Source organism: Shewanella sp. (assembly GCF_013214165.1).
Classification (GTDB): domain Bacteria; phylum Pseudomonadota; class Gammaproteobacteria; order Enterobacterales; family Shewanellaceae; genus Shewanella.
The window spans coordinates 56,264-67,014 of the sequence record NZ_JABSSM010000026.1 but is presented as its reverse complement, the minus strand read 5'-3'; the positions used below and the strand labels follow the sequence as shown (position 1 = coordinate 67,014).

Below are 10,751 nucleotides of genomic sequence, written 5' to 3'. Positions count from 1 at the left end.
GATACTTTCATGGCATTTCTCGGTTTGTGATGTTTGGCGATTGATCAGATCACTAAATGTCATGAAAGTTCAATTTTATTTTGTTATCCCTATGATTATTAATATGTATTTGTGGGGATAGGTCAGGCTACGACCCCTTTGATCAGTTGGACCTTAGACCCCGTAAGGACAAGAAGGCTCATGATAGGCTCTCAGCAAAAGAGAGTATAAAATCACAACAACATTATCAAATTGAAAAGCCCCCGCCCCCTTTTTTTTAAAGGTGTTTCAATTTGTATCGTGCTGGGGGTTTGCGTTTACTGGCTTTTATTTAAGATGTATCATATTTATCGCTAAGTAAATAGCCTTATTGAAGTTCTAGTTGGGGAGTCAGTTATTATTGGTTTCTTATTCGATCTGTGTATTTATTCTTGTAGGAATGTCATAACAAAAGGATGTGTAATGTTATTTAAAGTTTTCATTGTAGTCTCTCTTCTAATCTTCTCCAGCATAGCCACTGCATATTATCCAACCTATGTGTCTGGGACTAATCATTTGGTTGAAATAAGCAAAAAAAAATCAGGGGCATGGAATAGTATTGTTGTGATCAATAATACTTCCGTTGGAAAACCTATCCACGATGAAACAAAGGGAATATTAAAGTCAATAAATAAAGAGTTGTTTGATTCTATTGAGTCGGCAGCAAGGAAAGGTATTAACGGAATATCATGGATGAGTTTTCGAGAGTTGAAGTATGTGACTTTAGATGGCCCATTACAAACAAAGCTGATAACCCAATCAAACGGGGTTATCACTGCGGAGGTCGGTGGTTTTTCGCTTCGTTCAGAAGTTAAATTTGAGTTGTCTCTGTTTACCTTATACGGGAAGGTTAGAACATCTGAGCTTAGGTTTGCAGCTGATTACGACGTCATTACCGGCAGGGTTTACAATCTTAGAGATATTGGTAACACCCGCGTTGATATTGATGTTGATGGTAATGGTATTATCAATAGCTTGGTAGCAGAAGGGATTGAAGTATTAGAAGGAATTTTCTTTCCTACCTTTATTCAAGATGTTGTTGACGATGGTGTGAATGGCCTTGTTAATGATGAATATTATATAGCTGGGCTAGAGAGTGTTATTCCTACTGGCAAGTGGATGGTTGCTGGTGTTGATTTGGGTGTAAAAATAAAAGAAATGATTAGCGGTGTGAGTGCTGAGAAGTATGTATCGATAGGCATATCTGAGAAGAACCATCGATATTACACTGGGTGGTCTTATCGAACTTATTATATGAATCAAGTCGAACTTGATATCTCTGGAAATTACAAAGTTGAATATGGTAATACTCCCATATATTCCACAGGGAGTTGGATTAATCCATGCGCAGGCCCGGGTGGCGCGGGCAGTGGATGTTACGAGCCGTAGAGGAGCCGTTTATGAAAAAAGCTACAGTGTTGTTTATTTTCTTATTCTTTATGGGATGCTCATCTATGAGTGAAGTCCCATTGGGTGAGGTCTCTCTTTCTAAATATATAGGTGAGGATGTTATTGTCAAAACCTATTCTGGGGACGTTTTTGAATTTACCGTTGAAAGTGCTACCGAGTTAACTATATACGGTGATGGAATAACCATAAAAGCTATAGATATACAGAAAATGGAAGTGACTAGTTTCAGTTTAGTTAAAACAACAGGAATTACGGGAGGGGTTATGGCATCTATTGTCTTAGTTATGGGACTTGTGTTTTGGGGGGCTTTAGGTGCCTTTTAAAATAATCTAGACGTAAATCGAGACGCCCACAGTTAATAGACTTAAATAGAACCACCCAGAGTTAATTGTATATTTTCTATCCTCCTACTTCAGCAATACTTAAAGCTTAGTAAGAGGATGCTAAGTTCGCAATTAACCGTGGGTGGCTTGGTTTATCCTTTGGTTTATCTACATTTTCTTTTTTATGATGTCTAAAGCCATCTGCGCTAACGGTTCAACAAATGCGCCAACTTTACCTGCTTCCTTGTTTGAGGCATTACCTTGCACCGCTCGTTTAGCCACACCTTGGACAATTGCCGCTAATCTGAAAAAGCTAAAGGCTAAACAAAAGGTCCAGTTATCTATTTTATCTAACCCCATCCGCTGACAATATTTAGCGACATATTCTTCTTCAGTTGGGATCCCCAAATTAGCGCGGTCAATTCCTTGCAAACCATCAATACTACCCATCCCTTGCGGCAGACGAAGTTGCATACACTGATAGGCCAAGTCTGCGAATGGATGGCCTAAAGTCGAAAGTTCCCAGTCGAGCACGGCAATAATTTCTGGCTTTTGGGAATGAAACATCATGTTGTCTAAACGAAAATCACCGTGAACTAAAGATACACGTCCATCATCTTCTGGTTGATTTTCTTCCAGCCAGCGGCTCAACTCATCCATGGCGATATTCTGTTGTAGTTCCGACGCTCTATATTGGGCGGTCCAACGCGATAACTGGCGCTCAAAATAATTACCTGTCCTACCATAATCGCTTAAACCACAGGCCTTAATATCAAGGCTATGCAAAGCTACCAATGTCTTGTTCATCGCATCATACATAGCAGCTCGTCTTTCATTGCTATCAATTTTTTTTAAGGAAGCATCCCAATAAACCTGACCATCACAAAACTCCATCACATAAAACATGGAACCAATTATGTCTAAGTTTTCACAAAAATGAAAAACCTTTGCCACCGGCACACAGCTGTCTTTAAGTGCATCGATAACTCGGTACTCACGGTCGACAGCATGGGCTGATTTCAACAATTTTCCCGGTGGTTGTCGACGTAATACGTAAACGCCAGATTCGGCATTTACTTTAAAGGTGGGATTTGACTGGCCGCCCGTAAACTTGTGTACCTTCATTGGGCCTTTAAAGCCCGCAACATTAGCTTCTAAATAAACGGTTAACTTTTCAATATCGAGTGCATTGGCTTGTGACATTTTTTGTTTCTCTTACATTTAATGGCGCTTTAACTCGCTCAGTGATTGGAGAAGAACAAAGTTCTAATTAATTGCGGAGGCGTTCGTTGGATTCGACATAACGCTTCACTAAGTCACGACCTAGCTGCATCATATGCACCTGATCTGGGCCATCAGCTAAGCGTAATGAACGTTGCCCAGCATACATATGGGCCAAGAACGTATCCTGACTGACTCCCACTGCACCATGACATTGAATGGCACGGTCAATCACGTCAAGAGCCATGCTCGGCGCCACAATTTTAATCATTGCGATCAAATCTTTGGCCGCCCTATTACCTTGGCTATCCATTTTCTGGGCCGCTTTTAATGTCATCAATCGAGCTTGTTCAATTTGACATGCTGACTTAGCTATATCTTCACGAATCGATTGCTGCTTGATCAAGGGTCTACCGAAGACAACTCTTTCATTCACTCGCGCACACATCAAATCCAGTGCACGTTGCGCAGCGCCAATTGACCTCATGCAATGATGAATCCGACCTGGACCTAGACGACCTTGAGCTATTTCAAACCCTTTGCCTTCACCTAAAATAATATTTTCAACAGGCACTCTGACATTATCGAAAATAATTTCAGCATGCCCTTCAGGTGCATCCTCATAGCCAAAAACTGTCATCGCTCGAACAACTTTTACCCCCGGCGTATTCATGGGTACTAGCACTTGTGATTGTTGTATATAGCGATTTATATTATTTGGGTCAGTTTTTCCCATCACAATCAATAATTCACATTGCTTTCGGCAGGCGCCACTGATATAGAATTTCTTGCCGTTGATAACATACTCGTCACCATCGCGTTCGATACGGGTTTCTATATTGGTGGCATCGCTTGATGCGACATCAGGTTCAGTCATAGCAAAGGCTGAACGAATGCGCCCTTCTAACAGAGGCTCTAACCATCGCTTCTTCTGCTGTTCGTTACCATATTTGGCTAGTAATTCCATATTCCCCGTATCAGGTGCTGCACAGTTAAAGACTTCTGCGGCCCAAATCACTTTCCCCATTATTTCGGCTAAAGGGGCATATTCCAAGGTAGTCAGTCCTGCACTATAATGGCCATAACTTAATGGTAAAAATAAGTTCCATAAGCCTTGTGCTTTCGCTTTGGCTTTTAGCTCTTCCATTAGCGGCGGTGTTGACCATGGATCGCCTGCTAACTGTTGATGCATTTCAGCTTCAACTGGGAAAACATGTTCATCCATAAAACCTGTAATACGTTCCAAAAGACCATTAACTTTATCGCTGTATTCAAAATTCATATGTATCCCTTTAAAGGCTCTGAGAGTAACTATAAGTAGTTAATTATGTTCTAGTCCTTCTAATTAAGCAGCGTGACTAACCTTTTGGCTGAACTAATTAAAGCACCACTAATAACAGTAAAATAAAACTGATCATTGCTTAACCAACTAAATAGCCACCATCTACATTGATACACGTGCCAGTAGTATAACTAGCCGCATCAGAGACTAAATACAGTACCGCGGCCGCCATTTCATTCGGCTGAGCAACACGCTTCATCGGCACATGGGCCATGGCTTGTTTTAATATTTCGGGGGTATTCACTAACGTGGAGGCAAATTTAGTATCTGTTGCCCCTGGTAATAAGGCATTAACCCGAATATTAAATTGTGCACACTCTTTGGCAAAGGCTTTGGTCATAGAAATAACGGCTGATTTAGTTATTGAATAAATCCCTTGCATGTCGCCAGGAATAACACCATTGACTGAAGCAACATTAACAATAGCCCCCCCGCCATTAGTTTTCATTAACTTAGCTCCAGCGGTAGACATAAAGAAATAACCGCGAACATTCACATCAACTGTCTTTTGAAAGGCACTTAAGTCGGTATCTAAAATATGGCCAAAATATGGATTGGTCGCCGCATTATTGACTAAAATATCGAGCCTACCGTGCTGCTGATCTATTTCATCAAAAATGGCGCCTATCTGTTCCATTTCACCAATATGGCAAGCAATGGCTTGTGCGCTGCCGCCTTCGCGAACAATAGCGTCAACAACGGCTTGGCAACCTGCAATTTTCCGACTCGAGACGATGACGTGCGCACCACTTCTTGCCAGTAGTTTAGCGATGTGTTCACCAATACCACGGCTCGCACCAGTAACTAGCGCTACTTTTCCTGATAAATTAAATAGTTCGTTATTGCTCATGCTCTTATCCTCTATAATTTTTGTCATTGCTACCTAATTACCTGTAATTTTAAGCTATGCTATTCATCGATAAGTAAGCCAATCCGCACCAGCCTGTTCTAAATGACTATAATTATTTAAATAATCAATACTTAAGCGTGTTTCAGAAAACAATAACTTAGTCACGCCAGTATTACTCAGTTGCTGGTTAATCAATAAGCACTGTTCATCTGCTAGTGCCAGAATATGTTGAACGATCACTGAAATGGGTCCGCCAGACGTAAATATTAAAATGTTTTTTGCTGGCGATGATTGCTTATTGATTCTCTGATTAGCAAACGACACAGTGGGTAACTGCTGGCTAATAACCTCTTGTAATGCATGAAGACTGCGTTGTTTGAACTGTAACCAACTTTCTTGATATTGATCGTCATAATCACCGGATATCCAACGCAGCATCGCCCGAGTAAAATGTTGCTCGAAGGCTCGATTTGGAGCTGGCTGTTTGGCAATAAAGGTACTCATTTCACGAAGGTCTTGCCATTCAGGTTTGTAACGGGTTAATACCTCAACGTGATTAAATTCGTTAAAACCTGAATGGGTAATAACCGCTAGATCACTACTTTCATAACCTGATAAAAAATGCTCTGCGGTTTGTCTATGACGTAATAAATCACCTGAATAATACTTGTCAGGTGTCGTTAACTGGCGCCAATGTTCGCCTAAGATTTGTGCTTGCTTGGCACCTTTGTCAGATAATCGGTCGTAATCCGCCTTACCGAAGGATGCCTGCCCGTGACGAATTAAATATATTGCTGCCATTTACTTACCTTTAAGCGCATCAAAAACAATTGTTGTCAATTGCGGATTAGCCTTGTTCATGCCACGTACTAAAAATAATTAACTCATGCTATGCTTGCTCGCTAAATTAGGCAAATGAATAGTTCTAATGCACAACTATTCTAAATTCTGATAGTCAAGCTTCGCTGAGAGTAAGGAACACTGAAAAATAATAATTTTAGAGTCTACGATTGGGCGCGAGTTTCTATCTTTTATTTTAAGAGAATAGGTAGTATTTATGAAAATGGATTTAAACTTGTTTACCGTTTTTGATGCGATTTACAGTGAAGGTAATATCACCAAGGCCGCTAAAGTCCTAAACCTATCGCAACCGGCGGTTAGCCATGCACTAGCCAAACTTCGCACTCATTTTGATGATCCCCTATTTACTCGCCAAGGCAATAAAATGCGGCCGACTGCCGTGGCTAAAAATTTAATTGCAGATATTCGAGAGGCTTTGTACCAACTACAGGCTAGTTTGGTGCAATCGAGACAATTTGAACCGTTCACCAGCCAGAAGCACTGCACTATATCTCTACATGGTTCGTTAGAGCCTTCTTATTTACCTTTATTAATGACACTTTTAGCCAAAGCATCGCCGCATGTTAACCTCTCTAGTACCCGAGTGCTGCGCAATGACTTGGAAAATAAATTGGCAAGCGGTGATATTGATTTAGCCATAGATATTTTATTGCCAGTGAGTAAAAATATTTTGCATACTCAAATTGAACAAGATCAATTGGTTGTAGTTGCCAGTAATAAGCATCGGGCAATAAAAAATGTACTGGATTTAGCCAATTACCTTAATCAAAACCATGTATTAGTTTCATCCAGAACCTTAGGGCCCGGCCTTGAAGATTTTGAACTAGGCCGATTAGGACTACAGCGTCGAGTTGGTTTGAGGTGTCAGCACCTATATTCAGCCTGTTGCGTGGTAGCAAGTAGTGAAATGTTACTCACTTTACCTGAAACTGCAGCGAAGATGTTTAGTCAGGTATTGGATATTTCTATTTACCCTTTGCCTGTTAAGCTGCCAGGTATTGGTGTTCATCTATACTGGCACAGAAATGTTGATAAAGAACCCGCTAACAGATGGTTAAGAAATAAAGTGTTAATGGCGGCATCCGGCAGTTAACTTTCTAGCGAAGGTTGACCACGTCAACATGGTCAATAACAACAAAGCCCCCCACAATTATTGCCTGTATTTTCAATCCGATATAATTGACTACGCCCCTTTTTTGCTTAGCACATTTTTTCGTATAACGTATTTAACTAACTGTTTAATAAATACAACTAACCAGGATGTCATTCTAAATTTTAATCTGCCCAGACTCGTCTTTTAGACGAGTGGCCAAGAATGCAATATATGGTATTCGACGCCACGTTCGCCACTGACTGATTGATATAAATGCATCTGACTTGGGTTTAGTGTGACCCAAGCTAAACCCATCTGCAGTAGAGTCTGCTTGGGCAACAGCTTGGCTTTCCTGAGCAAGGTGATGTGGGGAGTGAAGTGTAGATGGGGTTTAGTAAGCCGCTCGGGGCCATTCTCTGCCGAACTGGTTAGTTGCGGTTTTGACTGTATCGAATCAATAATTGTCTGACAACGCTCCACGGCGGAGAACAACTTCGGGTTGAGTGACTCTTGAGTCAAGGAGGGCGCGGATAAGCACAGCACCTGAGGCTTACGCCATAAGGTTAACGTGTCTAAGCTGATGCTGAATTTTGTCCAGCCATGAGTGCCAGCTATGACATCGATAGCCTCAATTAACCGAGCAAGAGAGGCGTTATCGGTTTGACCGAGAAAGGCGAGGGTCATATGAAAATTGTTGCAATTGACCGGGCGACCATAGCCTTTGTGGCCTGCCGCCCCCAGCCGTGATTGAATATCGCTGAGCTGATTAACTTGCTGCTTTGTTGGCGAGACGCCTAAGAATAGTCGCTGCATATTACTTCCTTTAACTATGGCTAAGGGAAATAGCTCTTGTTTATATTATGGCGTGAAAATACCTGTATAGGCTAAGTTTTTATTTATACATGTATTTTTATTTTTTTGCCCATCTTATGAACGATTTTATCCCATCCTAGAGGCCGATGCCATCAGGGCTGCAATCATGTACACTGGGTCGCCTTTAGCCATAGAGACCTCACTCCCTTGGACCAGTTACCCATACACCAGCTGCTCTCGCCCTTAAGAGAGGCTTTTCGTGCCACCAATCAAGTTATTCTGGAAGCGCCCACAGGTGCCGGCAAGTCGACGGCTTTGCCGCTAGCCATGCTAGATTGGAGTGAGCTGAAGGGCAAAATATTGATGCTTGAACCCAGACGCGTGGCGACAAGGAGTGTGGCGCATTATATTGCCAGCCAGCGAGGCACTCAGATAGGTGATGAGGTCGGTTATAGAGTGAGGGGCGAGTCTCGTTGCAGTGCTTCGACTCGGTTAGAGATAGTCACCGAAGGTATTCTGACGCGCATGATCCAGCAAGAACCCGAGTTAAGCGGAATCGCGTTGATCATTTTCGATGAGATCCATGAGCGTCACCTCACGACCGACCTTGGCTTGGCATTGGCACTGGAGATCCAGGGATCATTTCGAGAAGATCTTAAGATCTTGGCCATGTCTGCCACACTTGCAGGCTTGCCGCTGTCGACTCTGATGCCGGATGCCTGCTCGTTGCGGAGTGAGGGCCGCAGCTTTCCCGTCGAGTTAGCTTATCGAAGCCTGGCAGAATCTAAGGGGCGGACTCAAGGGGCTAACCCTTATCAGAATCACACCCAAATCTGGTTAGAACATATGGGGAAATGCATCGTCGACTTACTCAATGGCGATGATAAGCATCTTGCTAGCTTAGATGCCAGTGTGGCGAGAAATATCGATTCTTCTGGTTCTCTGCTGGCCTTTCTTCCCGGTCAGGGGGAGATCATGCGCCTACATGATTATTTATCTCGGCGCTTGGATCTCAATCTATTTTCTCTGTGTCCCCTCTATGGCAGTCTGCCGGCTAAGGCCCAAGACAGGGCGATAGCGCCTGCCACAGACGGTAAGCGTAAAGTCGTGCTGTCTACCAATGTCGCCGAGTCGAGTCTGACCATAGATGGCATTACCATGGTGGTCGATTCCGGTTATAAACGCCATGCCAGCTTTAACCCTAAAACCGGGGTGACGCGTCTGACACTCAAACGCATCAGTCAGGCATCTGCGGCCCAGCGTGCTGGACGTGCGGGGCGTCTCTGTGCCGGTTATTGTCTGCGGCTCTGGAGTCAAGAGGAGCAAGGGCGACTGATAAAGGCGGATGAGCCAGAAATTTCACACAGCGATCTTATTCCTATGTCACTCGACGCCGCCTGTTGGGGCGTGAAGGCGCTTAATGACTTGCCTCTGCTGACTCAGCCTTCGAAGGCCAATGAGACAGTGGCCTGGCAGTTGCTGGCGCTGTTAGAGTTGGTCGATGCACAGAGGACGCTGACCCGCCATGGTAGTCAAGCTTATCAGCTGGGCTGTCATCCAAGATTAGCGCATATGTTACTCAGGGCAAAATCGCTGTCACAAACTGAGGGAGATGAGCATCTGGTGGGTTTGGCTTGCCTGCTCGCCGGGATTTTAGAGTCCCGATCCCTGGGTCGACATGGCGTCGATATCAGTCACTACCTCAGGGAGGCAATCCAGGGCGAAGCCGGAAAGCAGGTGCGTAGCTGGATGAAGAAACTCAAGGTTAATGTCGACCTGTCGCGGCTCGTCTCATCTGTGGGCTCGGGGGATATCGCCCTGCTACTCGCGCTGGCCTTCCCGGACAGAATAGCCAAGAGCCGCGGTGTGTCCGGCTATCTGTTGGCGAATGGTACCGGAGTCACACTACCGGAACATGATCCCTTAGCCCAGGCCGATTGGCTGGTGGTGGCGGATTTTCAGGAGAGTGAGGGGCGCACCAGTGGTCGAGTCTATTTGGCGGCCGAGATAGATGAAGATTTGTTTAAGCAGCGATTATCTTTTTTGGTCAAGCGCCAAGATTATTGTGGCTGGGATGAGGCGAAAGGGCGATTCTTTGCCGAGAGTCGACGGAAGATCGGTCAAATAGTCTTGAGTAAGGCAGCATCGAATAAGCCTGCACCCGAGCAGATAAAAACAGCCATATTTGAACAAATACGCAGTAAGGGGCTGGAATTACTTAATTTTAACCCTAAGGCATTACAGCTTCAAAGTCGAGTTAAGCTAGCCGCCGAGCTAGATACTGCTACCGGCTGGCCGGATATCGGCGAGCAACACCTATTAGACACCTTGGAAGAGTGGCTGGGGCCTTACATTAATGATGTAAGAAGCTTGTCACAACTGCGCGCGCTTGACTGCTATACTCAGCTGCTTAATCTGTTTGAGTGGGATAAACAGCAGCGCCTCGACACACTTTTTCCCTGTCATTGGCCCATGGCGACCGGGACCCGTGCGACCATCACCTATGATGATGTAGGCAGGGCTCGGCTCAGTGTCAGATTGCAAGAAGCATTAGGCATGGCTCAGAGTCCTATCTTAGCGAATGGCAAGCTAACGGTGACCATGGAGCTACTCTCTCCAGCGCGTAGACCTTTAGCTTTAACGGCCGATCTTGCCAGCTTCTGGCAGGGGCCATATATCGAGGTTAAGAAAGAAATGAAAGGCAGGTATCCCAAGCATTTGTGGCCAGACGATCCTGCCAATACCTTGCCGACCCGTTTTACCAAGAAAAAGACATTAAGTAAAAATGATCGCTAGCTCCTGAGCTTAACCCTAGGAGCT

At 44.1% G+C, this 10,751-nt stretch carries 9 protein-coding genes; 4 read left to right on the top strand and 5 right to left on the bottom strand.

From position 1 onward, the window contains the following. Positions 1-441 precede the first annotated feature (441 nt). On the top strand, positions 442-1,407 hold the full coding sequence (locus HRU42_RS09740) for a hypothetical protein (protein WP_295030661.1): 966 nt from the start codon (positions 442-444) through the stop codon (positions 1,405-1,407). Positions 1,408-1,418: 11 nt separating this feature from the next. Then, positions 1,419-1,751: a hypothetical protein gene (locus HRU42_RS09735; protein WP_295030659.1), complete on the top strand. Its 333-nt coding sequence runs from the start codon at positions 1,419-1,421 to the stop codon at positions 1,749-1,751. Between the two features lie 168 nt (positions 1,752-1,919). On the opposite strand, the gene HRU42_RS09730 is transcribed toward HRU42_RS09735, so the two are convergent. The 4 genes from HRU42_RS09730 to HRU42_RS09715 all read right to left on the bottom strand — a co-directional run bounded on the left by HRU42_RS09730 (position 1,920) and on the right by HRU42_RS09715 (position 5,965). Continuing rightward, positions 1,920-2,954, bottom strand: coding sequence for a phosphotransferase family protein (locus tag HRU42_RS09730; RefSeq protein ID WP_295030657.1), 1,035 nt, complete (start codon positions 2,952-2,954; stop codon positions 1,920-1,922). A 67-nt stretch (positions 2,955-3,021) separates the two neighbouring features. After that, positions 3,022-4,254, bottom strand: coding sequence for an acyl-CoA dehydrogenase family protein (locus HRU42_RS09725; RefSeq protein WP_295030655.1), 1,233 nt, complete (start codon positions 4,252-4,254; stop codon positions 3,022-3,024). A gap of 139 nt (positions 4,255-4,393) precedes the next feature. After that, a complete protein-coding gene (locus HRU42_RS09720; RefSeq protein ID WP_295030652.1) occupies positions 4,394-5,164 on the bottom strand; it encodes an SDR family oxidoreductase in 771 nt (256 codons plus the stop codon). A 63-nt stretch (positions 5,165-5,227) separates the two neighbouring features. After that, positions 5,228-5,965, bottom strand: a complete 738-nt coding sequence (locus HRU42_RS09715; RefSeq protein ID WP_295030650.1) for a histidine phosphatase family protein — start codon at positions 5,963-5,965, stop codon at positions 5,228-5,230. A 256-nt stretch (positions 5,966-6,221) separates the two neighbouring features. Here HRU42_RS09715 and HRU42_RS09710 point away from each other — a divergent pair, with 256 nt between their 5' ends. Next, complete coding sequence (locus HRU42_RS09710) at positions 6,222-7,118, top strand: LysR family transcriptional regulator (protein WP_295030648.1); 897 nt, start codon at positions 6,222-6,224, stop codon at positions 7,116-7,118. A gap of 204 nt (positions 7,119-7,322) precedes the next feature. On the opposite strand, the gene HRU42_RS09705 is transcribed toward HRU42_RS09710, so the two are convergent. Continuing rightward, positions 7,323-7,931 (bottom strand): 2'-5' RNA ligase family protein, encoded by a 609-nt coding sequence (locus tag HRU42_RS09705; RefSeq protein ID WP_295030646.1) that lies wholly within the window; start codon positions 7,929-7,931, stop codon positions 7,323-7,325. 207 nt (positions 7,932-8,138) lie between these two features. Between HRU42_RS09705 and hrpB the strand changes: the two genes are divergently transcribed. Beyond that, entirely contained in the window at positions 8,139-10,727 is a 2,589-nt protein-coding gene (gene hrpB / locus HRU42_RS09700; RefSeq protein WP_295030644.1) for an ATP-dependent helicase HrpB, read from the top strand. Positions 10,728-10,751: the final 24 nt, after the last annotated feature.